Origin of the sequence: Pseudomonas sp. CFBP 13719 (genome assembly GCF_014842095.1) — a bacterium.
Lineage (GTDB): Bacteria > Pseudomonadota > Gammaproteobacteria > Pseudomonadales > Pseudomonadaceae > Aquipseudomonas.
Genome location: NZ_JACYVB010000002.1, coordinates 606,347 through 629,933, shown reverse-complemented (window position 1 = coordinate 629,933; position 23,587 = coordinate 606,347). Strand labels below are relative to the sequence as shown.

The following is a 23,587-nucleotide window of genomic DNA, read 5'->3' as shown; positions in this document are numbered from 1 at the left end:
TGACCTTGGATTTTAAATCTCATGTCCTCACGCCTGCGTTGGAAACTCAAGCCTCAAGAGAAAGGGCTGACCGGTCTCAGTAAGATGGGCCGCTCTTTGATTTTGCACGATGGCGTGAAGACCTATGCCATGGTCAACCCGGATCGATTTGGTACCTGGTTCTGGGTTGCCGGCTGGAGCTCGGGTGTTCCGCACTTCAATTCCTACAGTGAGCCCGTTGAAACGGCTGATGAAGCCAAAGAAGCTGCGTTAGCTTACGTCCAGAAGCACATTGCCAGCGCCGTCTGAGGCTATAGGCATACCTTAAGGCTTAAGGCCAAGCATTCGAGTTACGATCATGTCTTCATCCATCCCCCCTGCTGTACCCGCGATCAGGCACTTCCACGAGTTGCTGTTCACTGTTCTGGCCACAGATCATGAGGGCTACGTAGAGTTTATCGTCTACGACATACAGTCCTACCAGGATGATGACCAATCCAAGCCTCACTGGCCACGGCAAGGGGCAGACACCTCTCCCGACAGCGTCGACAACCTGGGCGAAGCCGAGATCTACCTGCACGGATCGATCAAGTGGGATGGGTGCAGCAACTGGTATTTCGATGAGCAGGATAGGAGCATGCTGCATGGCTGCAGCCGCCAGGAAATCCAGCGGTTTGGCGATGTGTTGGGGTCATGTTGGGACTGGGCGGCTGAGCTAATGCCCGGCCTAAAGGAGTAAGGTCATGGCTCTGGATTATCATGACGCTTCATTTCCATGCCAGGCCCAATAAATCTACCGGTGGCTAGCTTCGCCACGACGGAAATCTTTTCAAGATTCATAAAAATTTTGAAGGAGCTTCCGTTGCTGGACGGCATATGCTGCTGCTTCAAGACATTCTCTGAAGCCAGCTTTTCCACGTAGTTTGCAAGACCTGAAATTTCAAGATTCGACGGAATATAGCTCTTGGAAGTGAGGATTTGCTCCAAGGATCTTTCCGATAACTTCACATCTGGATGTGCAGGCGCTTCACAGATGTGAGCAAAATACTCTTCTGCGAGGGTATCTCTGCTTTCGCGTGGGTAAAGCCCTTGGATTTTGGCCCAGTTTTCAGGCTCCTTCCCACTACCTTTGAATCTTAAGATTGCATTGAGAATGTTTCTCTTTTGATCCGTTGTGAAGGTATTTAGACCAAAATGCCCAATTAGTTCATGACGAAGCGTGGCTCGGAGATCTTCCTCCGAGTAGTTGGAGGCGGCGGGGATGAAGATGGCTCTGTCCCTCGCGAGATAGGCTCCCGAGGTTCTTGTTTTTGTTTCTCTGCTTTGCTGGGCGTATTCATCACCAAAGGCCTCTTTTTCGCTTGGAAAAACCTCGCAGCTTATTTGCTGTAAGGCGGGGTACTCTCGGTAGAAATCTTTGACTATTTCCATGGCTTCGTCAACTGTCAGTCCGTTTGTCACGATCATCTCCAATAAATCAATAGCTAACTGCAGGATACGATTGGAGAAAATGCTCCGTAAATGGGATGGTCAATCACAAGGATTGTTACGATCCTGCATAATGTGAATTATCATGCACAATGTGATAATATTGGTAAATATTGTGAAGGATAATGCACATGAGCCAGATCAACACACCCCTCAGCCTCGGCCAACGAATCGAATCGGCCCGCAGAGCCAAAGGTCTGACCCAAGACGAGCTGGCTGAACGAAGCGAGTGCTCCCGGCGCACCATCATCAAGCTGGAGCAGGGCGCGAACGTCGCCACGCATACGCTCTTCAGAGCCCTGGCGTCGCTCGGCATGAGTATGGACATCATGGACAAGAGAACCGATTTCCGCTCGTTGCGTGAGCTACAGGAGCAAACTGAGTGAAGATCAAGCGGGTCAAGGTCAGCGTGCCACAAGGAGACTCCGGTCGTCTGTCAAAGGGCGCTCAGTATGTGTTCGATTACTTCGACGAAAACGCCCAGGATCGCGAGGTCAGTCTCACCCAGCCGGGCTCCCAATCCCCCTTCGTTAAGAATTTCTTGCAACCCATTTTCACAATGAACTTGCCTGAGGGCTACCTGGCCGAGAAAATTCGCCAGCGCATGGCCAAGACACCCTACAACGACTTGTTCTTGCTCTCGCTTATCGGTGATAACCAGATCGGTCGGCTCAGCTACAGTTCGGATGAATTTTCGCCGGCACCCCGTCAGGCCCAGGTGGGTCTGGGCGATATCCTCAGCGCCAGCACACCCGGAGAGATTTTCGAGTTCCTTGTCACCCAGTACTTCGCTTCGGGCGTGTCTGGGGTGCAACCCAAGGTGCTGGCGCCTGACAAGGATGATGAGGCGTTTGGTCGCAAAACCCTGATCGCCTCTAACCTGATAGTGAAATCTGGCCTGGAAGAGTACGAGGCTCTGTCCCAGAACGAGTTCCTCTGTATGGAAGCGGCTAGGCTGTCCGGGATGTCGACGCCCGAGTTCTTCCTCTCCGATAACCGCGAGTTGTTCGTGATGAAGCGCTTTGACTTGGAGGCAGAGAAGCGTTTGGGCTTTGAGGACATTTCGGTGCTGCTGGACATTCCGGTCGAATCCACTGGCAACTACAAGTACACCCGCAGCTATGAGACCATCGCCAAGGTCATTCAGGCGGTGTGTCCGGGCGATTGGGGGCAGGTGACCAAGTTCTTTGAGTACCTGTGCCTGTCACTGATGGTGCGTAACGGCGATGCCCACCTCAAGAACTTCGGCATCCTCTACGAGCATCCTGGGGAAGAGGGCGGTCGGCGCCTGTCGCCCATCTATGACGTGACCACGACCTCGATCTACCCTCACTACAGCAGCAAATTCATGCGTGAGGTGTTCGACGACAGCATGGCCCTGAGGTTGCGTGATGGCGACAAGCATCGCAACTACCCAACCCGTGATGAGTTGATCAAGTTTGGCCGGGAGGTTGTCATGCTCAAGAGACCGGAGCGGGTAATTGATAGGATTGCCGAAGGCATGAGGCAGGCGCTTGCATTGAACAAGGATCGGGTCGATTCCACACTGCACACCAAGATGTCAGGGGAGTGGGATAAGGGTATCTTCCTTGCCATCAATCCCTCAGCCGCCAAGCGCACTGCGGGGAGACCTTCCAGTGGAGGGCAGACAAAGGCCCGAAATCAATCAGAGGATACGCAGCTATGAAAGGCCAAGGTCGACCAGGTCGTTGGCTGACCACAGCCACCACGTCCAATACACCTACGGGGAAGATAGAGTGGGAGGGCATCCCTTTGCGAGGCTATAGCGCCATGGTGGATGGAAAGGTGGTTGGCGTAATTCGATACTACCCCGCTCACCGCCATTGGCGAGGCACCCTGAACGGATGGGTATGGTATGTAACAGCCACCATGGGAGCTTCGCGCTTCGGGCTCAAGGAGAGCAGAATCCGGCACTTCAAAAGCAGAATGGAAGCCCAAATTACCATGGAAGCTGTCTGGAGAATCCCGCGCCACCAAAGCCCCGAACCTGACACTGAGGAATAGGGGCTGATATTCAGTTTTCAGCCTTATGTGGTATTATCCCGTATATTGACAAGAATAAGATGGTATTACTCATGAAGCTTCCATTCGGAATTGAAATAACCCGGCGCAAAAGTGCCGCCAGTATCTGCTTGGACACCGCGCCCGTTGCTGCAGGGGAGTTTCCGGGTCTGTTCTATCGCAAGAGTGGGACGGATGTTGTCTATTCGTTCCGAGGCACGAAGCCCACGCTTTCGATCGTGTGGCCAGAGCCGCCAGAAAGCATGAATCCTGAGCTTGCAAGCCTGGCGCTGGCAGGACTCGTCCTGAATGTTGAACAGATGCTGTGCGGCAGCCACTTCGACATCTGTCCTATCCGAAGCGTCATCACCGATTTTGAGATCCCGCAAAGCCCGGACAGCCAGGTTGCGATGGACATCCTGCACTCCATCCACTGTGTAAACTACAGCAAACTGCCCAAGGGAATGACCAAGCGTATCCCAGAGCTGCTCAGTTGCGTGTTCACCGGAGGCGCGTTTCCGCTTTCGGCTCCATCAGTGCTGAGCATCGGCAACAAAGATGTTCCCGAGGACGCCGACATTGTCGTCCACTAAGCAGCCTCGGCGCCTGATCCTGCCACTCAAGGCCGAGTATTTCGATGCCATCAGAGCCGGCACCAAGCCTGAGGAGTACCGCCTGGTCAATGACTACTGGCGAAAGCGCCTGGAAGGTCGCGAGTACGACTTGATTGAGCTCACCAAGGGCTACCCCAAGCGTGGCGATACCGAACGCCGCCTGGTGCTGCCGTGGCGCGGCTACAAGATCGTAACCATCACCCACCCGCATTTCGACAATGTGCCGGTTCAAGTTTTTGCGATCGATGTATCAGAGAAAGGATGGCCAGCGACCTGGGGAAGTGATGATGACAAGGACGTACAGTCGTTATAGGCGTGACCAGCTGTCGGAGCTCTGCCATGACCTGATCACGGAACCATGGGATCCAGAGGGCCTGCTGGCATGGCTCCAGAGCCGAAAGATCACTCGCTCAGAGCTGTCAGAGAGCGTATTGACGGTTGCTCGGGCGAATGTGGTGATTGACGAATCCTTCAATGAACTGAGGTACAAGTCTAAAATGGTTGAGGCCGGTCTTGGGCTTTACAAGGAGATGCTCAACCATCCCAAGTACCGCGAGGGCGCCGTGAACTACCTGTGGGCCCATGTGCACGAGAACATGTCCAAATGGCTTAGGGCGTTCTGTCAGAGGATGGATGCTGGCGCATTGTGCAGCCTGCTGGTGACCGAACCGAGCAATGCTGCCAGAAAGCAAAGCTGGAAAGATTTCAGCCTCCTCGCAGTTCCTCATATCCCGCAGCAGATGAAAGATCAGGTTATCCAGGAAGCGGGACGACGACGCCAGGTTGGAAAGCTCTTTGGTTTAACAGCCTGGCCCGAGTGCCGTCAGCATTCCAAGGGCGCGCAACGAGATTTAATCATGACAGTCGATTTGGGGCTTTGATCAATGAGCAGGCGTGCGGTATTTCTCGGTGATGTGAACCTTGTGGCCAGCAACTGCATGAATCTGCTGGAGGGATCAATCACCCTGGACAGGGCTTTAGATGATCTGAAGGGGCTGTCCGTGGGCCGAGAAGAGCTGCTCTTTCGCCTGATGAACCTCGCCTGCATCTCGATTTCTGGCCATGTGCGAAACAGCCAAGGTGACTTCTACCCCGAGTCTTCCATGAAAGCTCTGCGTGGGCTTGACGTCATTAACGACATGCTTGAACACCCACGACTGCGCCAAACAGTAGTGAACCACCTGTGGGGGACGCTCAAGCCTGGTGACAAGACCTGGCTACGGGTTTTTTGTGAGCACATGACCGACAACGCTTCGTTTGCCCTGCTGATGAGTGCTCCTAAGCCCACGATCAAAGCAAAGGCCATGGTGGATGTGGCAACCAGAACTGGCGAATACTTGCCTGATGGAAAGCGCGAAGCAGTGGCCCAGATCGCCAGAGCCAAGGGCAAAATTGAGGCGCTTTACTCGCTTACGGGCTGGCAGTGCTGCCACCAGGTGGCCTCAGTCAAGAGCCGCGATAAGCTGATGGGTACCGACCTTGGGCTTTAATCTAAAAACAATTCTGAGGATGTAGGGGATGGGTAAGGCAGTTTTTCTCGATCATGTTGACCTGTGCGTGGCACTCGCCGGAGGCATCCTTGAGGGTGAGGTGCCATTGGACAAAGCAGTGGCAAACTTGGCAGGCTTGACCGTCGGCAGGTTCGAGCTCGTTGAAGACATCTTTCGGCTCGGCAGTGTTGCGCCGGACTCCCATGTCAGGGAGACAGTGGATATTAGTAAGTGGCAGACCCGTTTCGTACCCCATACTTCGACCAAGGCCATGCGGGCACTGGAGGTCATCAATGAGATGCTGGTTCACCCCAAGCTGCGCCCTGAAGTGCTCAATTACCTGTGGGAGTCGGTCAAGCCTAAGGATCTGGGTTGGCTGGAAGTCTTCACAAAGCACCTGACGGTTGAATCTGGCTATGCCGTTCTGTTGAACCTCCCCAAGACCACGTCGAGGAATAAAGCCAAGGTGCTTGTGTCGGTAAAGGTCGGTGAGTATTTGCCAGAATCTCATCGTGAGCCTATCGCACTGATCGCCCGCAAGAAGGGGAAAGTTGAATTACTTTATAAATACACCGCCTGGCCTTGCTGCCATCAGGTAGCGTCAGCAAAGAGCCGAGAAAACCTCATGGGTACCGACCTAGGGTTATGACAAAATCAGAACGAGAATGGGGTGTGGGGCTGGCTCGCCAACTTCTGGCTGGTCAGATGAGCCTTCGTCAGGCAGTTGGTGAGATTCGAGGTTTCAATCTTACGCGCACCGACATCGTGCGGATGACTCTGGGTGAAGGGCAGTTCGCGATCGGCATTCCCCTGGACGGCAAACGAGACCTTTATTCAGCGCAGGCCGTAAAGACTGCCGGCGTTCTTGAAAAAATGATACTCGACAAGGATTTTGGCCTAAGCACCATCAATTACCTGTGGGATCAGGTCGGACACGGCCTGCACCAGGAGTGGAAGGTTGCGTTGTGTGAGCATTTCTCGTGCAAGGGTTTGTATGCTGTTCTGATGACAGAGCCATCTGATTCCTTCAAGCCCGAAAACACTGGCATGCTCGCGCTGCCTGGCAAGGTCGCACCACACATACCCGTGGACAAGCAGGGTGAGATCACCGAAATGGCCCGAAGAAGCCGTAAGCTTGCCGCCCTTTATGCATTGACCGGGTGGGAAGCTTGCCGACAGAAAGCAGTGGGCGAGGATCGTGACGCCATTTTGGGCTCAGACCTTGGGCTCTGATGCCTCAGCAGCGCCGCCAGGGCACTCATCTCGACTTCTGATCCTCGCATGAAGGATAACTGCCAAGGACTTTGAAGCATTTGGTTTGGAATCAAAAAAAAGCTTTAAGACCGTTCAGGCGCCTAGCCTGAGAGGTGCGTTGTGTTCATGGAAACTCGCGGGTAATATCAACAATAAAAGAGATATTCGATGATGAAAATTATTCCTTTTGTACTGGCGGTGGCTGCATTATCCATTCCTCAGTTTTCCCTGGCGAACAACGTCATTCGGGTCAATGCACCGATCACGCAGTCGCGTGCCGTTGACAGCTGGATTTCTGCAGAACCAATGGTGGGCTCATGGGTGACCAGTAAATCAAGTGGTTGCATAGACAGCCCAGCCAGATACGAGCTAAATGCTACCACCACGGTTCAATACCAAAGCTGCGATGCGGTAACAAAAACCCGCACGGTTCAGCAGCGCGAATATAACGCGATGCGTGGGGAATACCGAAATGTGGGCGAGGCTGTAAACGAGAGCGAGACGCGCAGCACTCTTAACGAGCCAAGAAACCTGGACTGTCGCTATAATCAGTCCAGCCCGGTATCGAAGTGGTCAGTCACGGGCGCCGGGAATCGTCTGCCCTCGTCAGTGACGTTCAATAATGCTGGCCTGAGAGGAACCCTCACTGAGTTTCAGCTGGTATCAGATGGTGTGACCTATCTGAGGGGGTCTAGCCAAGCAGCTAGAGGTGGATCTTCCGAGGCCTACACCTATTACTACATTTGCAAGGTGCTTGATTAAAACCATTCGACCGAGATAACCCAATTGCCGTGAACCTGGCTGAGTCCAGATATTCAGAAGTCGCTGTTCTGAACGACCCCTTCATCACTCCATTTGCGGAATTGGAATTTCTCTTTGAGGTCAGCGATCTCTTTCGCACTGTAGGTCTCATGTACCTTCCTCGTGCGCAGGATTTCCGACAGGGACTTCTCGCCCTGCTTGGCCAGCCATGGATTCTGCCTGACTTTCGTTTCCAGATTCGCCAGTGCTTTGGACTTGGCCCCCTCAAGAATGGCTTTGCCTTCGTGAATGACGATCGCCTTGATGACCTTGCGACCCACGGTGGAGCTGATCAGATCCATCTTCCAGTCAGCACTGGCCACGGGAAGATAGGAGAGAAGGGCAAAAGCCATCAACATCGAGGATAGCGCCAGGCGCCAATTGGAAGCAATGCGAAGCATGAGGTAGTTCCTGATTATCAATTAATGGCTAAATATACACCAGATCAGCCATTTGAATACTACCTGCAGCATCCACCAAGGGCATGCTTTGCGCAGCACCATTGTCCTGCCGAGGGTATTCTTGCTCACTTGCTATCAGGTATCCAGCCGCCCCGGAGTCAGGGCTGCCCACTGAGTAGCCAAGCTCATATTGTTCGGTCGCAGGCTTCCCAACGAAAAAGGGTAGCAATGCCTGGGTGTCTTCGTCGCTGATCGCGTCGAACTTGTTGTTGGAGTGTTGATGCAGAGATCCATCCGCCATGCGCATCAAGAAATTGTGACTGCCAAAATCGCCCTGCTTGAGCCTGATCTGCACGACGAACCCAAGCCGATAAGCAAGGGGCGCCATGCAGAAGCCTACAAAGAGCATCTGACCACGCACCGGCAGTCTGTTCATGTCCGCCCCACAATAGGCATCGACCCAAGTGGATTTGGCCTCCAGGCGCTTGTAAAGCGCCCGCTGCTCCTCAGACATGCTCACGCCAGTTCACCTTCTTGAACGTAGGTTGCAAGCTCTTTGCGAAGGCTTTCAATCTTGCTTTTAAGTGCAAAATCGATGTTACGGGCACGTGAGTGCTCACCCGAAAGAAAGCGACGCACATGCGAGACAGCCATCATCTCAACAGGCTCTTTGCGCGCACTGTCGACGTCAACGGCCATCTGAATGCGATCTGGGGCCAGCGTCATCACTACAGGCTCTTCAATGTGCTTGGGTGAGGCGTAGGGTAAAGGGATAGGCTTGCCTTCATCACGAGCCTCATGGACGCCAACAATGTACTCAAGGCTTTGGATGTGATCGCTCATGACCTGGGCCGAGAGATTCGACTTCTCACGCTCAGCGCTCAAAAGCATCAGGGCGACTGGGGCTTTCATCATTTCGATGGCTGGGCCTTTCACGCCGACCACTTTGGCCATGCAAACCAAATCTTTGTGAATCACAAGTTTCGCCGCATAGGTCTCAACGTTGGGAGCCCAGTCAGCTGACCGCTCTTTGGCCCCGTTCGCCGTCAACCACTCAAGTTTAGTGGGAATGTCGGAGTCGCAGGCATTCTGGGCGCAACTTTGGCACACGGCGACGTCGTTGGGGTTATACCAGTAACGAGTTGGCTCACTGCACAGGGCGCAGGGTTCAGCCGGCATCCATCGTGGTTCACCATCGTTCATCACTTCGATTGCCATGTGAAGCTCCCTGTTTATCGTATTCGGTTAGGTGTGGCAATTATGACCATAAGGGCAAAGCTGTCAAGGAAAATTCCCGTTACGGTAATTCTTGATATGGTTCGAATATGTAGTATATTGATTCGGCGCAGAGGTTTTCAAACACTCTCTTATCGTTCATATTCCGGGGCAGTATCGGACAGCGGGGGCTTCATGGCAGCGCAGATGTATCGAGTGGTAGAGACCAAGGTTACCAAGGAGGGACAGGTGCAGATCGACATCGGCTGCTTGTGGAAGCCGGAGAAGAAAGCCAAGGAAGAAATGAGGGCGCTGAAGCTTCAGAATTCAGGCCGTTGGCTCTCGATTCAAAAACAGGGCAAGTAGGCCAGATGACGCCTTCAAGGCGTTTGGTTACACTTCACAGATACGCTCAGGAGTTCGACATGACATCCACCCCCGTGCCCAGCCACTGGTTGCTCAAGACCGCTGAGTTTCTCAACGAGATCGGCATCGTGACCCGCCTGGTCGATTCGATCGAAGGCTTTCTGCCCTGCGTTCGTATCGTCAAAGGCGAGCTCCAATTCACGGCGCCGTGTGAGGTAAGCGACATCTTGCACGAAGCTGGTCATATCGCCACAGTACCCGCGCAGTTCCGGGCCTATTTGGATGGCGACGTGTCCCCGGCTCAGCGCAAGATGCTCAAAGAGGTGGCCGATGCAGGCACCGACCCTGACGAACCTCTGTACCGTGCGGTCATTCAGTGCAGCGATCCGGAGGCAACCGCCTGGGGCTGGGCTGCAGCTGAACACATTGGTATCCCTCTGGAAATGCGCATCCTGGATCACCACTTTGATAACGGGGGCGCCGATCAGCGAATGGGCCTGGAGCTGGGTCACCATATGGGAATCCATGGGCTCTCTCACGCAGGTTTTTGTGTCACCAGTCGCGCTATGGCCAAGCATACGGGAAGACCGCTCTATCCCAAGCTGGCGTATTGGACGCACCCCGTGATTCAGAAGCAAGGCGTGCCAGAAATGTGGCCAATGCAGGCATGAAACCGACGCCAGCTCCCATCATCAATCGGTCACTGGCTGATCTTTTCAAAGGTCGGCCAAACCCTGTGGAGTTGTTGGCTGCGAACCAGGGCGCAGCTTTGATGCTCTATACCGAGCAGACAGCCCACCAGCTCACAAGCAAAGGCAGACTCGTAGTGCTGGAGTGTGGGCACCTGACGATCACCAAAGCCCTTAAGAGGGCGTCTTGCGCCCGGTGCGGGGAGATGATTCGCTCAGGATGGGATTACGACCTTTTCCGAAACAATGGCGAGGCAGATGATTTCAGCTGGCCTGATGATCCCCTGCGTCAGGCCCACGAGCGGTCTAGGCCCTAATCACATCTCCATGTCGATGGTGTGCTCGTAGTCTCGACCAAACGCCTTGATGGCTTGCGCCTTGCCAAATATCTCCCCAAAGGCGACCTTCAAATCATGCCGCTTGCAATGTTTGATCATAGCCTCTGGCCCAAGCGATTTTAGGTGCTCGCGAAGTATGACTCCTTCCTCGCGCACGGGTTGTTCGAACTTGATAGCTTCAGCTTTGTGCCAGACATACCCATTGAGGGCATTGAGCGGTTCGTAGGCGGATGTTTGCAAAGTGAAGTGGATCAACGCCAGTTCATGAAGCCAAAGGTTGTTTTTTACGACAGTTGTGAATACACGGGCCTGCTCTTCTTGAGGAAGCGCTCCGATATTTTTGATGGATTGGGCGCACATTGCCAGTGAAGGATCCCCTAGCACCTGCTCGTCGGTCAGCAAGGGCTTTTTGTTTTTATACGGATTCTTGCGCAGGCGGAACTTGATGTAGTGGGCGAGGGACATGAGAAGATCCTTTGTGCGGTGTCGGCTTGCTCCATTGTGCCGCATGAGCCGGCAATGCTGGAAGTCAGGTTCTCTCACCTGCCATTATTGAAGCATAGGAGAGCCTGACCCATGAGCCGATTTTTCCGCACCGCCAGTACCGATCTTTTGACCCGCGAGCGCCGACAGCACCTTGAAGTGATGGCCGAAGACATGCTTGCCTTCGCTCAAGCCGAGGCAGAGCCCTACGATTTTGCGGTTGATATCATCACCAGCGATGAAATGCTGCACGAGGACTGGGAGAACGAGCGCAGATGCGCAGCTACTGATGCGTTCGATGAGGGTGGAGAAGGTCGGCTGGATTTGCTGGGCATGATTTTTCAGGAAGGTGTGGATCTGGATAAGATCGAGGACTTCTACGGTTTTGATCAGATGCGCCTGGCTGAAGACGTTGCCATGAACGGTTTGCACTCGCTGCATTTTCGTTGTGAGTTTCCAAGCCTTGCCGATCGCAGGTTCTACACCAAGCTTATTTCGGATAACGTGCGTGATATTCACGGGTTTCCGCTGGATACGTTGTCGTGCTCCATGCAGGAGGACGCCGAAGGGCTCGTCAACGGCTACGACTACATTTCGGAGTCATCTCCGGATTACCAGGAGCTCTCCAAAGAGCAGATCTACACCTTGTTTCGCCTGGACTCTCGAAAAGCCCCCAAATGGACGCTGGAGAGCTTCCACGCGGCGATTGATCACTACCTTGATCCACCTGAGTCAACCTTTGCCCAGTTGCTGGAGGAGGGCGAGCAGAACGGTCTGCCCAGCATTGCGGCGGTTCAGCGCATCGAGAAGGCGTTCATGCACCTGGTCTACAACATGGGCTACAGGCTCAAGGACATGGACTATGACAACATCAGTATTCTGGATGAAGTGTCACCGACGATCGACTACCTGATCAGCAAGGTCACCCAGGACAAAGAATTCAGCGAAGCGCTCAAGCGCCAAGTTCTGATCAACTTGTTCAGTGCCTTCACTGCCGGCCTGAAGCTGCTTGACGCAAAGCCTGAGGAGCTGCAAGGCATCGTTTTGGACAAGGCGCTGATTGGTCATCCGCTCAGCCAGGCATTCGCGTCGACCCTCAAGGGCCCTATGCACTTGTTTTCCAGCAGCGACGAAACCACAAGCACCTTTCACATTGTTACTCCCATGATCAGGTATTTCAAGGAAATGGGTTATGGCATCAGTTTTGACACCTCGATTCACGGGTCTCTTGATGGGCGCATCCAGTCGAACGTACTGCTGCAATCCACCCACCCCCTCAAGATGATCGAAGAGCGGGGCGCAGAGATGCTCAGGAACTATGAGGGCGCTTTTCGCCTGTCCAGGGTCGCAGAGCTGATGCTCTCTACCCAGGTGCTGGAGCAATATGATGACCAAACTGTTGTGTCGCTGCTATCAGCGGGCTTGGCCAAGATCGATTCCACCTTCTACAACGAGAAGAGAATCGCAGGATCAACAGGCTTCACGCCGCTCAAGCCTTTGTTCGATGCCCGCCCGCACCTCAAGGCGCTCGTGCTCGATGAGATGGTGGATCAGCAGAAGGTCACCAGCAAGCTGTTTGATGTGTTCGGCTTTGGCGTTAAAGAGTTGCGGCAGCTGGGCCCAAGGGCGCCCGCATCATTCCGGGACGCCTACATGGCAGCTGACCTTGGCCTTTGATGACTTAGCAGTCGGAGGGGTGACCCACGCACTCCCCGTTCTGGTTGAAGACTGCTTGGCTTGGACGGTCTTGCCCATCCTGAAAGACGTTGAAGAAAACTCGGTTCTTTGATTTTTCTGACTTCACAGCCATCAGCACGAAAAAGCCATGTTCCGTTGCGATCTGTGATGGATAGGCTGGCGAGTCTTCTTGCAGGTATTTGACGGCCAGTAGAAAGCCCGTGGCCTTGTCCTGACTGTCGAAACGATTGAGGTGTAGGTCAACGCCTGCGCCAGGCCCAAGGCGGCGCACTTCATCGACCCGAAACTCCGGGACGCTACCGGCGACACCGTGTTGAGATACCGGCGCCAGGTTGAACTCATGGCTATGCACAATAGAAGAGTGCTCTCCTGGCAAACCTCGCACTGCCACCGGATGATAGATCCTGTAGATTGTAGGAAACGTCACGCCAGTGACAGTGCAGTGGTAATTTACTGGAATGCCGGAAGGGGTCATGGAGTTCTCGTTCAGAATTGAAAGGGGTTAGGAAGGCATCTGCTCGACAGCCCACTCTTGAATGAAGTCGGCAGCAAAGGCTTGATTTTCTTCTTTTGTGCGCTTGCTCGACCAGGTCACCACTTCAACCACCATGACCTTCTCAAGGCCTGGGTAGTATTTGCCGGACGGGCTGTGCTCGCAGGCCATTTCTTTGCGCCAGTCTTCAGGAATTCGCGTGTATTGCCGGGTTTTCAAGCCTCGGGTCGCCCGCGACGCATTTTCCTGGCGGTCAGCATCCGTTTCGATCATGGGAATTTGATGAATGCGCGTCACCAACTGCATTTCAAGGGTGCTTTGGCACGTAATGCCGAAGGTCTTGGCCTCACTTGTCTTGTCGTCGTCCTCGTTTCTGTTGATGAACGAAGTCAGGTAGCCATAGTAATCGCCGTAATCAGGGCCATTGTGCAACACCTTGCCGCCGTGCAGATAAAGCACCCGCGTTTCACTTTCCTGGATCCACAAGATAGGTCGTTCGAACGACTCCATCGAGTGTACGCCGCCCAAATACACTGACTGGTGAAAGGTCTCGATGTTGCGGCGCACGACCGGGCAACTGGTATTGTCAGTGACCATGTTCATGGCAGGGCTCCCTCACTCAGTCGCTGAGCCCTGTGTCTGTCACGCTTATATTGGGTTTGCCAAAGGGCGAAGTGAGCCATGCTCCAGGCGAACAGGTAAGCAAAAGCTGCAGAGGCCATCAAGGTGCAGAGCACGGACATCTTGAAGCCCATCGACATGAAATCAATGATCTCCTCACTGGGGCGCTGTGTGGCAATCAACATCACCATCTTGGCCCAGTTGGCGTGCAGTGCCTCGATCAGATCGTAGACAACAGCGCCAGCAGCGAGATTGGCCAGAACCAGGGCAAAAACTTTATAGCGAGTGGGCATGGGAATTCCCCTGTGGTGTATAGAATCAATATACTTCAAAGTCGCATAATGTCAATATATCACTATTGTTCGCTATTGTTGCCCGAGCGGTCGCTCAACCGCCATGCTTAGAAAAAAGGATCCCCACGTGAAGCCATTTCGAACTGACCTCTCAATCGCCGAAGAAATCCAGGCAGTGGCCAACTTCATCGCCAGCAAATGGGAGCCTGTCGAGAACCTGCCAGCCCTTGTGAAGGTTGTACAGGAAGCTGCTTTCCACGACAGCCGCGCCTCTTTTGATGGGCTGGATGTTGGGGCCTATACCAGGGGTATTGCGGATCGTCGGCGTGAGCTGTTGGGAAATCTGATGGAAAACCCCATTGAGAAGGCCTATGCGCCGATGTTCGACGGGCCCAGTAAGGCGCTGTCGTCGTTTTTGACGCACATCTCCTACTACGCCGAGGCTGGCCTGGACGTGGATCGCAAATGGGACTACACGCGCCAGGTGAAAGCCGCACAGATCAAGGTGGAGCGAAGCTTTCCTGATGTGGCTCGCGCAGTGCCGGCAGGCTGGGAAGCCTTCAAAACTTTGGTAGATAATGATGAGGCTGACATTGATTATGCCCTGAAGGCCGATAACGAAGCTTTCGCGGGCAGCAAGATCGAAACTCACCGCTCCTTGAGCCTGGTTGAGCAGTTGGCGTTGCACAATCTGCACTACGGTGATGACTCTCACGGCAGAAAGCCGCAGTACGCGCTTATCGGCGCCATCTACAGCCATTTTTCGAACATTCAGCACAAGCTCAATACCCATAACCTGATGATGGCCATCGATCGGATGACCAATTGGGACTTGCCTGAGCACCGCTTTGAGATTCCGACCCTTGATGGGTCAGGCAGCGTTTTGGCCCAGCTGTTGATCAGCAAGGTTGACGAGCCCTACACCGAAGCCATGTTCCGTGAAGCGGTGAACTCAAGATTGGAGCATGATGCATTGCCTGAGCAAGAGCGCGAAGCCCTCAAGAACCCCAGGCATAACGAGATGATGGCAGAGATGAATGCCGACTACTGGAAGGTAATGGACGACAAGATTGCGAGTGAAAAGGCCGCATCGCTCATTGAGCTGCGCAAGGCCTTTGGCACTCACAAGGAAAAGGAAATTGAAGCCCCCAGTCTCTAGGGGCTATGCATCTGCTTAGAGAACACCTTTCCCTTTCGCTCGCTAGTCGAAAGGGAATGCTTCGCAACTGCCATCCGCATTGATGTCTCGAATCCCTTCAAACGTCGTGTGCTGGCGGTAATCAGTTTTTGAGCTGGGGTAGGTAGTGCGAACCAGGTGCTCTTGGAGATAGATGCAGAAGCTACCCTCGTAGAAATTGCTCACCACCTCGCTGCTGTAGGGCGTTCGGCTGACTCGCGCCTCCTCTCGTCCTTCATCAGAAATGATCGCATACCCTGCGGTTGTGTTCCTGTATCCGCTAATTCTTTCAAGCCGCCCCTGGATGATATCCAGGCCACGACCAGTGCTGACTTCCTCGGTGTGGGTGTTGCTCACCGCATAAAAGATCGAGCCCGCGACGATACTGATTAGAACGAACAATAGGCCTATTAGTATTGTGCCAGTGTGAAACCAGGCTTTGGGTCGGGTTGGTGAAATGGATGTTTCTGTTTTCATCGTGATCATCTGAAATGCCAGGCAGTATGGCGTGGTGGTGGTTGATAAGCTCCAAGGGCATCATGCCCGTTGGCCTATCTGGTAATGGTCAGTCGACCGGAAATTCTGGACAGGAATTGTCAGGATTGGGTGTTCGGGCACCCTCAAAGGTCGTGTACTGGTGATAACCAACGCGACGTTCGAAATAGGTGGTTCTGATCAGGTGTTCTTGCAGGTAGAGGCAGTTGCTCGAATGATCGTAGTAAATTCGTGACATCTGGCCATGATTAGGGCCTCCGGCCTGCATGATCAGGGAGCCATCCTCATTGACCAGATTGAATTTACCTCTGTTCATCGATTCTTCGATCATGCGTTGCTTGCCCCCGGATCGAATTTCGATTTCCTGCAGGTGGCCGCGAATGATCTGCAAAGGCCTGCCAGTTGCCACCTCTTCGGTTTTCGTGTTGATGGCTCCGATGAACACGCCAATCAGCATCAAGATCAGCGCAATCATCAGGCAGGTGATCTTGAAGGCTTCGCTGTCGGGCAGGCGTCTCTTGCGACGAGGTGGCACGGGAGGATAGTTCAGCATGAGGCTCTCCAAAGAAGGCCAGCTCGACATAGCCGGCTGGCCAGGTTTGTTACCAGTAGGCCCAGGATGCTTGCTGGGCCATGCGAGTGAGGGCCACATCGAAATCCTGGGTGCGCACCGCTTTCAAAATCAGCTGTTTATGCTCTCGGCTTTGCCGATCGACATCGAGCTTTCTGACGTAGCGGGGCAGTCCGGTGTTGCTGCGCCTGTCCCTGTGGTGTCGTCTGACCGACTGGGTCACGTACTGGGCATAGGTTCTGGGGTCGTCTTCACCGTCTTTCCACAGTGGTCGGCTGAGGCTGTAGCAGTCTCGCTCACCCCAGACAACGTCCAGGTTCAGGTAATGATGCAGATTAGCCGAGGGTTTTCCCCGACGCAGTGTTCTTGCCATGATGAGAATCTCCGATTGAAGGTAAAGATCGAAGATTCGAGAATTGGGCGCAGATGAAGGTCATGATTTGGATTCCTTGTCATCAGGGATATTCAATATAGACAATAACACTGGATGGGAAACTTTTAAATAGGCTGCTTGAGCTTTCACTGGCGCCCAGATAACCTGAAATATCCAGCCTTGTGCTGGCGTTTGACAGGATATTGCAGATGGCACGTGTCACCCCATTTCATGTTGGCCGATCCAAAAAACTAGGCGGGATTCAAGCTCAGGAGCTTGCCAAGTAACGGATTACGCTTGAGTTCGACAGCGATGTGACGGGTGATTTCCCATGCGAGGTCAGTTATATCGCCAAAAGCCTAGGTGTTCCTCAACAGTGCATCAGCATTAGCGACCATCCGTGCGGTGAGTACACCATCTTCGAGCGCAGAGGCTCAAAGCGTCATTACCAGGGTTACCTGGACTTCTGGTTCTACGAGGATATGGACAATCAACGAGGCCTTGGCCAAAGCATCAACATTGCTTATGGTCTGGATTGACCACCTGCAGAGGATGGTCGTTCTGCCTTAGTCCTCAAGCCGTGATCGAGCCTGATCACGACCCTCTTGCCGAGCGGCATGACGCATGGCTTTGGCCTGAGCATTGGCCCAAGACTTAGGTTGATCGGCGGTGCGGTGGTGGATGTCATGCCCAGCCACTACGCGCCCCTTGTCGGTTTCTGGGCTATAGGATTTCACTTTCAATCTCCCAAATTAAAAGGCCATGCCCTTATGATCAGGCATGACCTTTGTTCAAGCAACCGGGTTTTATCGGCTGCGGATAGTGCGGCACTCGTTCATGGTGCGCTTGATTTCGCTCAGCACCAGCAGTTCGGAGTCAGCCAGGCGACCGTTCATTTCCAGACGCTTGATGCGATCACGCGTTTCCTTCGGGTTCACCTTGTGAGTGTTTGCCTCAGTTGCGCTCGAATCCATGCGGTGGATAGTTTCGATCATGCCCTGCTGTTTTTCTTCGTTCAGCAGGATCTCCAACAGCACCTTGGCCTGCTCAGCCCCCTTGACCTGAGGCTCCAACAGCGCGAGGTCGCGGTGACGAGCTCGCAGTTTTTCCAGTTGGCGACGGTAAACCGCTACGCCTTCCAGATCCTCTTCAAGTTCGCGGATCGTTGCCATCACTTCGTCAATACGGCCACGAATACGCTCAGCACGCATCTGGTAGGTGTCACCAATACGCGGGTTCTGCTCATGCTCGGCGGCAGTTGGGAAGTCAGCAGGATTCAGGCGCTCAAGCTCACGCTTGTGACGACCCACCTGACGCTCCAGCTTGCCGATCGGGCTAACAGCAGGGCGACCACGGTTCGACAGCTTAACACCCGCCAGGGCTTCTTCCAGATTCTTGATGGCGCCGCTGGACAGGACTTTGACATCCATCAGCAGGCGATCAACATCAGCCTGGGCGTTGCTGATACGGGCTTCCAGTGGCAGAGCAGGGCGACCCGCTGGGCGCATTTCACGGCGCTGCAGTACGGACATACCGTTCCACTCGCTGAAAGTCATGCCCAGATCAGGCAGAGCCCAATACAAGGCAAACAGACCTTGGCGAATTACTTTGACTTGGCCTTGCAGACCGGTCAGCTTGCTCAGCAAAGTGGCATTGAGCTTTGGAGCGAACTCACGGGCTGCACGAGCCAGGTTGTTTTCAAGCTTTACGGCGCGATGGTAGTCGGCGGTGGCCAGTTGTCGCACTTGAACCACTTCCTGCACAGCAGCAGCTTCTGCTTGGGTCAGGAAGTCCAGGCCCAGCAGTGTTTCCATTTCAGTGGTGAGATCAGTCAACGCAGTGTGAGCCTTGAGCAGATCACGGCGCGCCAGTTGGATGTCGCTGGCCGGGGTTTCTTTCAAAACCATGTGGGACAGCAAATCGGCGCACACGGGTTCAAGCTGGTTCAGGGCAGAAATCAGGCTGTCGCGATCCTGGAATTCGTTCTGGATCTTGCTCACGGCTTGCGTATTCATGATAACTCCTAATGATTCGGTGGCTTGGGCGTCTAGCCCGAGCTGGTTTTACTCTGTCTGGCAACCACTAACATTCGTTCAATTATTGGCTAAAAAGAACTGAGCTGTGTGGTTTTCGCCTTAGCTGAGACTGAAGGTATAGGTTGTCCGAAGCGGTGTCAATATATGGTTAACAAAATATTTTTGCACCTGACCTTTCGGCTCATCCCTAGCAAATGCTAGACATTGAGGCAGCAGTCCTTAATAAAAGGTTCCATGGATAAGGCAATATTTTTCAATGAATTGACCTGATAGGGCAATTGAATAACTACAAGCGGTCTATTGGTAAGCTCACGGGTGACAGTAGAGATCAACAAGAAGCATTCCCATCTGTCATGTCTGTCAATAGACGCCTAAAGATTGACAAAATGGCAATTTGTGGCTAGTTTCCAAGATATTGAGGGAATGGCAATTCTTCCCCCTTCTATATAAAGCAGCGAGACGTCCATGCGAGTGATCCTCGAAAGCAAATCTGGCCACCAGCTCAAGCATGAGGAAAAGGTGGTTGCTCAAAGGCTTTTGCTTTGTGGGCAAACCTACACCATCGCTTCGCTCTCCCAGCTTCAGCGCCAGAGGGTTGATGTGCGTGATGCAGGTCTGGTGGTGGGCACCTTGCCTTTCATTAAAGCAGCCTTGCAGCAAAGCAAGGTCAGCATGCCGGTCGATAATACCTACCCCGATATCCTGTCCGACCTTCTATGCCGCAAAGTACTCAAGCTGCCTTTATATAAGGTGCTGGACGAGATCGAGCAGGGCGGGGTGTGTTTTGTGAAGCCTGCTGATCGACCCAAGCTGTTTACCGGCTACGTTCTGCGGTCTGGGGATGACTACCCGATCAAGCATGTACCTCGGCGCGAGATGGTTTGGCGCTCAGAGGTGGTAAGGTGGGTAAGTGAATGGCGGTTTTATATTGTTTGCGGGCAAATCCAAGCGAAAGCCTGCTACGACGGTGATCCTGATGTGGTGCCTGATGAAGCCATGGTGGTGGAGGCTCTGCGACGCTTGGCTACGACCGGCACCTACACTGACCACCATGCCATCGATTTCGGGGTGCTTGACGATGGCCGAACCGCCCTGGTTGAGTGCAATGAAGGTTTCGCGATTGGTGCCTACGAGGGTGTTGAGCCCGATGTGTACCTGAAAATGCTGGCGGGGCGTTGGCAGGAGTTGATGACTGACGCCAAGACAAGGGAGCTGGGACATGGCTGAACCGATCAATGATAGGCCTCTGAATTATCAAAGCGACAACGGCACCGGTTTTAAGGCATCTCGCAGCGACATGGCAGAGGGTCTTGAGATCATCAAGCCGGAAGGCATGAGCGAGCTTGCATTCGCTCAGGACATGTTCGAATTCGGCTGGTATTTCACCACAGAGATTCAGGGCAAGTTGAATGGCTTCCGGGGTTTCAAATTCACCCAGTACGCGACAATCAGAACCAGAGAGGCATGACATGAAATTTGAATGGGAACCACAGGACGTCAAAACTGGCCGCAAGGTTGATTCTCACAACCGTGCAGAGCGCTACATCATCGGTTACGACCCCAAGTCCATGGGAAAAGATTGCCTGGTTCTGGTCTCGACAGTAGATGGCATGATCATCGCTGCAGGGCATACCCACGAAAGCATGGCTGCGAATCTTACTGAGGGCCGCTATCGTCCTGTCGACATCGATCTCGAAGATCACCTGCCCCGAGAGGACTGACCCATGCATGCCAAGCTATTGATCAATCCAGAAGGCTTCCCTGATACAGCGTTGCTGGCCGACCCTGACAGGTTGCTGGCCTTGGTGACATCGCCTGCCTATTTTGAATCAGTCGCGGGCGTGAGCCATGTGCTGCGTGAGGTAGATGCCGATGGCAACGTGAGCTACTCGCCCCTGATCGATTTTGCTTGGAGAACCCATTGCAAAGCAGCAAAGGCTTGGGTTGAGCAGATCACAGAGCTCTACTCGATGATGGCCAAGACCCAGGCAGACCTGCTTGAAGACAATCTGGCCTTTGCCCGGAACCTCAAGGGCTCCAAAGAGACCACTGGCGCCACCTATGATCTTCTGGTGCGCCAGCGCGATGGACTGGCCGAGCAATTGACTCGGGCGCGCCCTGAGCAGGCCTCTGGGGATGCACTGTCGTGATCACCGGGGTGCATTGGCTTGAGCCGCTCATTCCATCGCCTGTAAGCTTGCGACTGCTGGATAGAGCCTCAGACGTTTTCGAGTGCGCCAATCACCTCAAGCGTTCAACTACACCTGGACAGCTTTTAGAGAAGGTGACTCAAGCTCGCATCAACAACAGTCATTTCAGCTGCCTTATCGAGGGCATTGATTCAGGGCTGTTGAGCTTGGCTGGCTACGTTCCATGGAAGTCATACAGCACACCACCTACCCCCGCCCAGGCACACATGAGGGCTCAAGCTCACTTTGAAAAGCTTGAGGTGTTTTCTCCAGTGGGGGATTCCAGTCTTGGGGACGTGTTCGCGCCATCTCTGATCGAAAGCCTGCATCAGTATTTGTTCGAGCCGTTGAGCCAAGATCATCTGTTGCTGTCTTCGGGGGGCAGGTTGATACCGGGACAGACAAGGTCGCATTCCCAGCGGCAGGTGGCGGTCGGTCGACACGAGGCGCCCTGTTGGACAGCGGTCAATGCAATGCTCAAGCGCATGCACCAAGCCTATGGGATGCAGCGTGAGCCACGTCATGCTCTCATTGCCTGTCTCGCCTTCCACCACCGGCTGGCCTATGTTCATCCCTTCGATGATGGCAATGGCCGGGTAGGGCGCCTGCTGCTTCATCTGCAGCTCCAGCGTCTGGGGCTTGAACCATCTCTCTGGTCTGTCTCAAAAGTGCTGTACGAGCGCCGTGAGGGGTATTATGCATCGCTGGCCAACGCCGATCAGCCCAGGCGAGGGGATCTGGATGGGCGAGGGCAGTTGAGTCAGGCGGGGCTGGTGGGGTTTATTGAATTCATGCTTGGTGTACTCATGATTGCAATGAGCGACCAAGAATAGGAAGTACTGATTAGCACAACCTTTAGCTGCGTCAATGTTTCTCCGTCCCTGCAATAGCTCAACGCAATTGCCACATCGCCTTGCCGGCACTAGGATTGAGGCCTCAGTGTGCGGAGAAGATCGATCGCACACGCCTTTTAGAGCCTAGCGGGTGATCCTAATGACGACCAAAAAACCCAATCTTTCTTCTCAGCTCTCCAAGGCCGTAGAGAATTTGGCTGAGGCAAGATCAAGCTATGACCCCTCCATGGTGCTGTGGCATGAAGCAAGTCAGCTGATTAATGCCATGAAGATCAAGGAGGCCGCACTCAAAGCCGCGCAAGCTTGCGGCCCGGATCTTTTGGAAGATCCAATGATGGGAATGATCTTGGACGACATCAGCAATCTGGCTGTCACCAATGACATCAGTGGCCCTGAGATCGAGAGCATGTGGTCGACAGCTGCGGAGTTTGGTCGGCACGACCTTGCCTACAACGCTGCTAATGAAATTCTGTTCAGAGCCTCTTCTGTGGAGGAATACAAGCTGGCTGATCGCTACTTTCAGATGGCCATCAAAGGTGAAGGCCCTGTGTCGCTGAAAGCTTCAGCAATCACCAATGCAACCGATATCGTGCGTGAAGGATACATTACCGGAAAGAAAGATTGGCTTGGTGCAATAGAGCGCTACGAAACGGCTGCAGCCATGGGTTTGCTCAAAGCTATGTTCAATGCGGGGAATGTCCTGCTGTGGCTAGTTGAGGCCGGGGATGGGTCGTACGGAAACCGTGCAGCCGCCTGGTTCAAGAAGGTTATCTCCATCATTGAAAGTAACGGGGAGAGCATCGACATCGGTGGGCCATCTGAAAGGGTAGAGCTGCTGCAAGCAGCCAGAACCCGATTGGCTCAAATGCACCTGGACAAGGCATTTGATGGCGCGAGCCAAGCTGGATTTGATCTACTTGCGGCCCACCATCCTCTTGATCCCCATATGCAATGGTTGAATAAAAAAAACGTTTATCTTTCCCTTGTTCATTCCACCCTGAAGCCCGGCAAATCAGCGGCTGATAACTGGGAATCTGTCTTGAAGCAACTGGGGTGGCAGATCAAAGGGAGGGAAAGGATCAACTATGGTATTGTGGAAGGTATGCAAGCGACCGGAACTCGACTGCTAATCGAGGCGGCAAAAACCCCTCTGGTGTTGCTGGTGTTCGATAAATTTGCTCATCCAGACGATAACCTCAGCACGCTTCAGCGCTCAATAGCGATGGTCGAAGCGAATCAGCTCCAATCGCCCGTATTTTACGTTAACAGCAAGGGTTATTTTGTCCAGCATGAAGGGCATGCGTTTAGCGTGCTCCAGGTGGCGCACAGAAACAAACATGACGTTACGCCCATATGGCCTGGCGCAACTGCAGACCTGGTATTAAAGGCGCTTGAGGGGCCACTCGATGGCAGGTTCGTACCGGGCCATGACGATCAGGCCAATACCATCCCTCGATTAGTCAACGCACTGGATGAGAACATAAAGCTCAGTGGTAAAAACTTGCCCAATGCAATCTGGTTGAGAGTGGGGGAAATTTTCTGCCTCCCTATTCATCGTGGTGAAGAGCCTGAGCGCATTGGCATCAAGTCGAATCCACGAGAAGAACTCGCGAAAGCTTTGAGGGGGTAGCTCGCATTTTAAATGCC

32 protein-coding genes are annotated in these 23,587 nt (G+C 53.6%); 20 read left to right on the top strand and 12 right to left on the bottom strand.

The window, feature by feature from the left end:
• Positions 1 to 21: 21 nt before the first annotated feature.
• Together IFT57_RS08610 and IFT57_RS08605 are read left to right on the top strand one after the other, a co-directional pair.
• Positions 22 to 288 (top strand): hypothetical protein, encoded by a 267-nt coding sequence (locus IFT57_RS08610; protein WP_122530889.1) that lies wholly within the window; start codon positions 22 to 24, stop codon positions 286 to 288.
• A gap of 49 nt (positions 289 to 337) precedes the next feature.
• Positions 338 to 718, top strand: coding sequence for a hypothetical protein (locus IFT57_RS08605; RefSeq protein WP_241032659.1), 381 nt, complete (start codon positions 338 to 340; stop codon positions 716 to 718).
• A gap of 2 nt (positions 719 to 720) precedes the next feature.
• On the opposite strand, the gene IFT57_RS08600 is transcribed toward IFT57_RS08605, so the two are convergent.
• Complete coding sequence (locus IFT57_RS08600) at positions 721 to 1,440, bottom strand: hypothetical protein (RefSeq protein WP_163020462.1); 720 nt, start codon at positions 1,438 to 1,440, stop codon at positions 721 to 723.
• Positions 1,441 to 1,598: 158 nt separating this feature from the next.
• Here IFT57_RS08600 and IFT57_RS08595 point away from each other — a divergent pair, with 158 nt between their 5' ends.
• The 9 genes from IFT57_RS08595 (at position 1,599) to IFT57_RS08555 (ending at position 7,609) form a co-directional block, all read left to right on the top strand.
• Positions 1,599 to 1,853: a helix-turn-helix domain-containing protein gene (locus IFT57_RS08595; RefSeq protein WP_122530891.1), complete on the top strand. Its 255-nt coding sequence runs from the start codon at positions 1,599 to 1,601 to the stop codon at positions 1,851 to 1,853.
• Complete coding sequence (locus IFT57_RS08590) at positions 1,850 to 3,154, top strand: type II toxin-antitoxin system HipA family toxin (protein WP_122530892.1); 1,305 nt, start codon at positions 1,850 to 1,852, stop codon at positions 3,152 to 3,154. The genes IFT57_RS08595 and IFT57_RS08590 overlap by 4 nt, the downstream gene beginning before the upstream one ends.
• Positions 3,155 to 3,563: 409 nt before the next feature.
• Positions 3,564 to 4,082, top strand: coding sequence for a hypothetical protein (locus IFT57_RS08585; RefSeq protein ID WP_122530894.1), 519 nt, complete (start codon positions 3,564 to 3,566; stop codon positions 4,080 to 4,082).
• Positions 4,069 to 4,416 (top strand): ASCH domain-containing protein, encoded by a 348-nt coding sequence (locus IFT57_RS08580; RefSeq protein WP_241032660.1) that lies wholly within the window; start codon positions 4,069 to 4,071, stop codon positions 4,414 to 4,416. Before IFT57_RS08585 ends, IFT57_RS08580 begins: the two co-directional genes overlap by 14 nt.
• A 142-nt stretch (positions 4,417 to 4,558) precedes the next feature.
• Positions 4,559 to 4,984 carry a hypothetical protein gene (locus IFT57_RS08575; RefSeq protein ID WP_241032661.1) on the top strand — a complete coding sequence of 142 codons (426 nt, stop codon included), beginning with the start codon at positions 4,559 to 4,561 and terminating at the stop codon, positions 4,982 to 4,984.
• Positions 4,985 to 4,987: 3 nt separating this feature from the next.
• A complete protein-coding gene (locus IFT57_RS08570) occupies positions 4,988 to 5,593 on the top strand; it encodes a hypothetical protein (protein ID WP_122530897.1) in 606 nt (201 codons plus the stop codon).
• A 28-nt stretch (positions 5,594 to 5,621) separates the two neighbouring features.
• Positions 5,622 to 6,242 (top strand): hypothetical protein, encoded by a 621-nt coding sequence (locus IFT57_RS08565; RefSeq protein ID WP_122530898.1) that lies wholly within the window; start codon positions 5,622 to 5,624, stop codon positions 6,240 to 6,242.
• A 56-nt stretch (positions 6,243 to 6,298) separates the two neighbouring features.
• Entirely contained in the window at positions 6,299 to 6,826 is a 528-nt protein-coding gene (locus IFT57_RS08560; protein WP_244657276.1) for a hypothetical protein, read from the top strand.
• Positions 6,827 to 7,015: 189 nt separating this feature from the next.
• A complete protein-coding gene (locus IFT57_RS08555; protein ID WP_241032662.1) occupies positions 7,016 to 7,609 on the top strand; it encodes a hypothetical protein in 594 nt (197 codons plus the stop codon).
• Between the two features lie 53 nt (positions 7,610 to 7,662).
• Here IFT57_RS08555 and IFT57_RS08550 read toward each other — a convergent pair whose 3' ends face one another.
• The 3 genes from IFT57_RS08550 to IFT57_RS08540 are packed head-to-tail and all read right to left on the bottom strand — an operon-like array spanning position 7,663 to position 9,267.
• The gene (locus IFT57_RS08550; RefSeq protein ID WP_122530900.1) at positions 7,663 to 8,049 is read right to left on the bottom strand and encodes a hypothetical protein; all 387 of its coding nucleotides are present in this window, start codon (positions 8,047 to 8,049) and stop codon (positions 7,663 to 7,665) included.
• 28 nt (positions 8,050 to 8,077) lie between these two features.
• Positions 8,078 to 8,569 carry a hypothetical protein gene (locus tag IFT57_RS08545; protein ID WP_241032663.1) on the bottom strand — a complete coding sequence of 164 codons (492 nt, stop codon included), beginning with the start codon at positions 8,567 to 8,569 and terminating at the stop codon, positions 8,078 to 8,080.
• A complete protein-coding gene (locus IFT57_RS08540) occupies positions 8,566 to 9,267 on the bottom strand; it encodes a hypothetical protein (protein WP_122530901.1) in 702 nt (233 codons plus the stop codon). The genes IFT57_RS08545 and IFT57_RS08540 overlap by 4 nt, the downstream gene beginning before the upstream one ends.
• Positions 9,268 to 9,689: 422 nt before the next feature.
• Between IFT57_RS08540 and IFT57_RS08535 the strand changes: the two genes are divergently transcribed.
• Positions 9,690 to 10,301, top strand: a complete 612-nt coding sequence (locus tag IFT57_RS08535; protein ID WP_192151178.1) for a hypothetical protein — start codon at positions 9,690 to 9,692, stop codon at positions 10,299 to 10,301.
• Positions 10,302 to 10,636: 335 nt separating this feature from the next.
• Here IFT57_RS08535 and IFT57_RS08530 read toward each other — a convergent pair whose 3' ends face one another.
• Positions 10,637 to 11,122, bottom strand: a complete 486-nt coding sequence (locus tag IFT57_RS08530) for a hypothetical protein (protein WP_122530905.1) — start codon at positions 11,120 to 11,122, stop codon at positions 10,637 to 10,639.
• Between the two features lie 111 nt (positions 11,123 to 11,233).
• Between IFT57_RS08530 and IFT57_RS08525 the strand changes: the two genes are divergently transcribed.
• Entirely contained in the window at positions 11,234 to 12,817 is a 1,584-nt protein-coding gene (locus IFT57_RS08525; RefSeq protein ID WP_122530906.1) for a hypothetical protein, read from the top strand.
• A gap of 4 nt (positions 12,818 to 12,821) precedes the next feature.
• Here the strand turns inward: IFT57_RS08525 and IFT57_RS08520 are convergent, their stop codons facing one another.
• The 3 genes from IFT57_RS08520 to IFT57_RS08510 are packed head-to-tail and all read right to left on the bottom strand — an operon-like array spanning position 12,822 to position 14,245.
• Positions 12,822 to 13,313 carry a hypothetical protein gene (locus tag IFT57_RS08520; RefSeq protein WP_163020463.1) on the bottom strand — a complete coding sequence of 164 codons (492 nt, stop codon included), beginning with the start codon at positions 13,311 to 13,313 and terminating at the stop codon, positions 12,822 to 12,824.
• 27 nt (positions 13,314 to 13,340) lie between these two features.
• On the bottom strand, positions 13,341 to 13,934 hold the full coding sequence (locus IFT57_RS08515) for a hypothetical protein (RefSeq protein WP_241032664.1): 594 nt from the start codon (positions 13,932 to 13,934) through the stop codon (positions 13,341 to 13,343).
• The gene (locus IFT57_RS08510; RefSeq protein ID WP_122530908.1) at positions 13,931 to 14,245 is read right to left on the bottom strand and encodes a hypothetical protein; all 315 of its coding nucleotides are present in this window, start codon (positions 14,243 to 14,245) and stop codon (positions 13,931 to 13,933) included. The genes IFT57_RS08515 and IFT57_RS08510 overlap by 4 nt, the downstream gene beginning before the upstream one ends.
• Positions 14,246 to 14,420: 175 nt before the next feature.
• On the opposite strand from IFT57_RS08510, the gene IFT57_RS08505 reads away from it, so the two are divergent.
• A complete protein-coding gene (locus tag IFT57_RS08505) occupies positions 14,421 to 15,404 on the top strand; it encodes a hypothetical protein (protein ID WP_342030338.1) in 984 nt (327 codons plus the stop codon).
• A gap of 42 nt (positions 15,405 to 15,446) precedes the next feature.
• Here IFT57_RS08505 and IFT57_RS08500 read toward each other — a convergent pair whose 3' ends face one another.
• The 4 genes from IFT57_RS08500 to IFT57_RS08485 all read right to left on the bottom strand — a co-directional run bounded on the left by IFT57_RS08500 (position 15,447) and on the right by IFT57_RS08485 (position 18,876).
• The gene (locus IFT57_RS08500) at positions 15,447 to 15,908 is read right to left on the bottom strand and encodes a hypothetical protein (protein ID WP_244657275.1); all 462 of its coding nucleotides are present in this window, start codon (positions 15,906 to 15,908) and stop codon (positions 15,447 to 15,449) included.
• A 79-nt stretch (positions 15,909 to 15,987) separates the two neighbouring features.
• Positions 15,988 to 16,470, bottom strand: coding sequence for a hypothetical protein (locus IFT57_RS08495; protein ID WP_122530910.1), 483 nt, complete (start codon positions 16,468 to 16,470; stop codon positions 15,988 to 15,990).
• Positions 16,471 to 16,519: 49 nt separating this feature from the next.
• Entirely contained in the window at positions 16,520 to 16,861 is a 342-nt protein-coding gene (locus IFT57_RS08490) for a hypothetical protein (RefSeq protein ID WP_122530911.1), read from the bottom strand.
• An 806-nt stretch (positions 16,862 to 17,667) separates the two neighbouring features.
• Positions 17,668 to 18,876 (bottom strand): hypothetical protein, encoded by a 1,209-nt coding sequence (locus IFT57_RS08485; protein WP_122530913.1) that lies wholly within the window; start codon positions 18,874 to 18,876, stop codon positions 17,668 to 17,670.
• Positions 18,877 to 19,362: 486 nt separating this feature from the next.
• On the opposite strand from IFT57_RS08485, the gene IFT57_RS08480 reads away from it, so the two are divergent.
• The 6 genes from IFT57_RS08480 (at position 19,363) to IFT57_RS08455 (ending at position 23,570) form a co-directional block, all read left to right on the top strand.
• Positions 19,363 to 20,124 (top strand): ATP-grasp domain-containing protein, encoded by a 762-nt coding sequence (locus IFT57_RS08480; RefSeq protein WP_122530914.1) that lies wholly within the window; start codon positions 19,363 to 19,365, stop codon positions 20,122 to 20,124.
• Positions 20,117 to 20,365 (top strand): hypothetical protein, encoded by a 249-nt coding sequence (locus IFT57_RS08475; RefSeq protein ID WP_122530915.1) that lies wholly within the window; start codon positions 20,117 to 20,119, stop codon positions 20,363 to 20,365. The genes IFT57_RS08480 and IFT57_RS08475 overlap by 8 nt, the downstream gene beginning before the upstream one ends.
• A gap of 1 nt (position 20,366) precedes the next feature.
• Positions 20,367 to 20,618, top strand: coding sequence for a hypothetical protein (locus IFT57_RS08470; protein ID WP_122530916.1), 252 nt, complete (start codon positions 20,367 to 20,369; stop codon positions 20,616 to 20,618).
• A gap of 3 nt (positions 20,619 to 20,621) precedes the next feature.
• Positions 20,622 to 21,047, top strand: a complete 426-nt coding sequence (locus IFT57_RS08465) for a hypothetical protein (RefSeq protein ID WP_122530917.1) — start codon at positions 20,622 to 20,624, stop codon at positions 21,045 to 21,047.
• Positions 21,044 to 21,919: a Fic family protein gene (locus IFT57_RS08460; RefSeq protein WP_122530918.1), complete on the top strand. Its 876-nt coding sequence runs from the start codon at positions 21,044 to 21,046 to the stop codon at positions 21,917 to 21,919. Before IFT57_RS08465 ends, IFT57_RS08460 begins: the two co-directional genes overlap by 4 nt.
• A 160-nt stretch (positions 21,920 to 22,079) precedes the next feature.
• Entirely contained in the window at positions 22,080 to 23,570 is a 1,491-nt protein-coding gene (locus tag IFT57_RS08455; RefSeq protein WP_122530919.1) for a hypothetical protein, read from the top strand.
• Positions 23,571 to 23,587: the final 17 nt, after the last annotated feature.

Bases quoted from the DNA above. Each gene is read 5' to 3' on its own strand.
- IFT57_RS08610 (WP_122530889.1), top strand. From the start codon at position 22: ATGTCCTCACGCCTGCGTTGGAAACTCAAGCCTCAAGAGAAAGGGCTG.
- IFT57_RS08605 (WP_241032659.1), top strand. From the start codon at position 338: ATGTCTTCATCCATCCCCCCTGCTGTACCCGCGATCAGGCACTTCCAC.
- IFT57_RS08595 (WP_122530891.1), top strand. From the start codon at position 1,599: ATGAGCCAGATCAACACACCCCTCAGCCTCGGCCAACGAATCGAATCG.
- IFT57_RS08585 (WP_122530894.1), top strand. From the start codon at position 3,564: ATGAAGCTTCCATTCGGAATTGAAATAACCCGGCGCAAAAGTGCCGCC.
- IFT57_RS08570 (WP_122530897.1), top strand. From the start codon at position 4,988: ATGAGCAGGCGTGCGGTATTTCTCGGTGATGTGAACCTTGTGGCCAGC.
- IFT57_RS08565 (WP_122530898.1), top strand. From the start codon at position 5,622: ATGGGTAAGGCAGTTTTTCTCGATCATGTTGACCTGTGCGTGGCACTC.
- IFT57_RS08560 (WP_244657276.1), top strand. From the start codon at position 6,299: ATGAGCCTTCGTCAGGCAGTTGGTGAGATTCGAGGTTTCAATCTTACG.
- IFT57_RS08555 (WP_241032662.1), top strand. From the start codon at position 7,016: ATGATGAAAATTATTCCTTTTGTACTGGCGGTGGCTGCATTATCCATT.
- IFT57_RS08550 (WP_122530900.1), bottom strand. From the start codon at position 8,049: ATGCTTCGCATTGCTTCCAATTGGCGCCTGGCGCTATCCTCGATGTTG.
- IFT57_RS08540 (WP_122530901.1), bottom strand. From the start codon at position 9,267: ATGGCAATCGAAGTGATGAACGATGGTGAACCACGATGGATGCCGGCT.
- IFT57_RS08535 (WP_192151178.1), top strand. From the start codon at position 9,690: ATGACATCCACCCCCGTGCCCAGCCACTGGTTGCTCAAGACCGCTGAG.
- IFT57_RS08530 (WP_122530905.1), bottom strand. From the start codon at position 11,122: ATGTCCCTCGCCCACTACATCAAGTTCCGCCTGCGCAAGAATCCGTAT.
- IFT57_RS08525 (WP_122530906.1), top strand. From the start codon at position 11,234: ATGAGCCGATTTTTCCGCACCGCCAGTACCGATCTTTTGACCCGCGAG.
- IFT57_RS08520 (WP_163020463.1), bottom strand. From the start codon at position 13,313: ATGACCCCTTCCGGCATTCCAGTAAATTACCACTGCACTGTCACTGGC.
- IFT57_RS08515 (WP_241032664.1), bottom strand. From the start codon at position 13,934: ATGAACATGGTCACTGACAATACCAGTTGCCCGGTCGTGCGCCGCAAC.
- IFT57_RS08510 (WP_122530908.1), bottom strand. From the start codon at position 14,245: ATGCCCACTCGCTATAAAGTTTTTGCCCTGGTTCTGGCCAATCTCGCT.
- IFT57_RS08500 (WP_244657275.1), bottom strand. From the start codon at position 15,908: ATGATCACGATGAAAACAGAAACATCCATTTCACCAACCCGACCCAAA.
- IFT57_RS08495 (WP_122530910.1), bottom strand. From the start codon at position 16,470: ATGCTGAACTATCCTCCCGTGCCACCTCGTCGCAAGAGACGCCTGCCC.
- IFT57_RS08490 (WP_122530911.1), bottom strand. From the start codon at position 16,861: ATGGCAAGAACACTGCGTCGGGGAAAACCCTCGGCTAATCTGCATCAT.
- IFT57_RS08485 (WP_122530913.1), bottom strand. From the start codon at position 18,876: ATGAATACGCAAGCCGTGAGCAAGATCCAGAACGAATTCCAGGATCGC.
- IFT57_RS08480 (WP_122530914.1), top strand. From the start codon at position 19,363: ATGCGAGTGATCCTCGAAAGCAAATCTGGCCACCAGCTCAAGCATGAG.
- IFT57_RS08475 (WP_122530915.1), top strand. From the start codon at position 20,117: ATGGCTGAACCGATCAATGATAGGCCTCTGAATTATCAAAGCGACAAC.
- IFT57_RS08470 (WP_122530916.1), top strand. From the start codon at position 20,367: ATGAAATTTGAATGGGAACCACAGGACGTCAAAACTGGCCGCAAGGTT.
- IFT57_RS08465 (WP_122530917.1), top strand. From the start codon at position 20,622: ATGCATGCCAAGCTATTGATCAATCCAGAAGGCTTCCCTGATACAGCG.
- IFT57_RS08455 (WP_122530919.1), top strand. From the start codon at position 22,080: ATGACGACCAAAAAACCCAATCTTTCTTCTCAGCTCTCCAAGGCCGTA.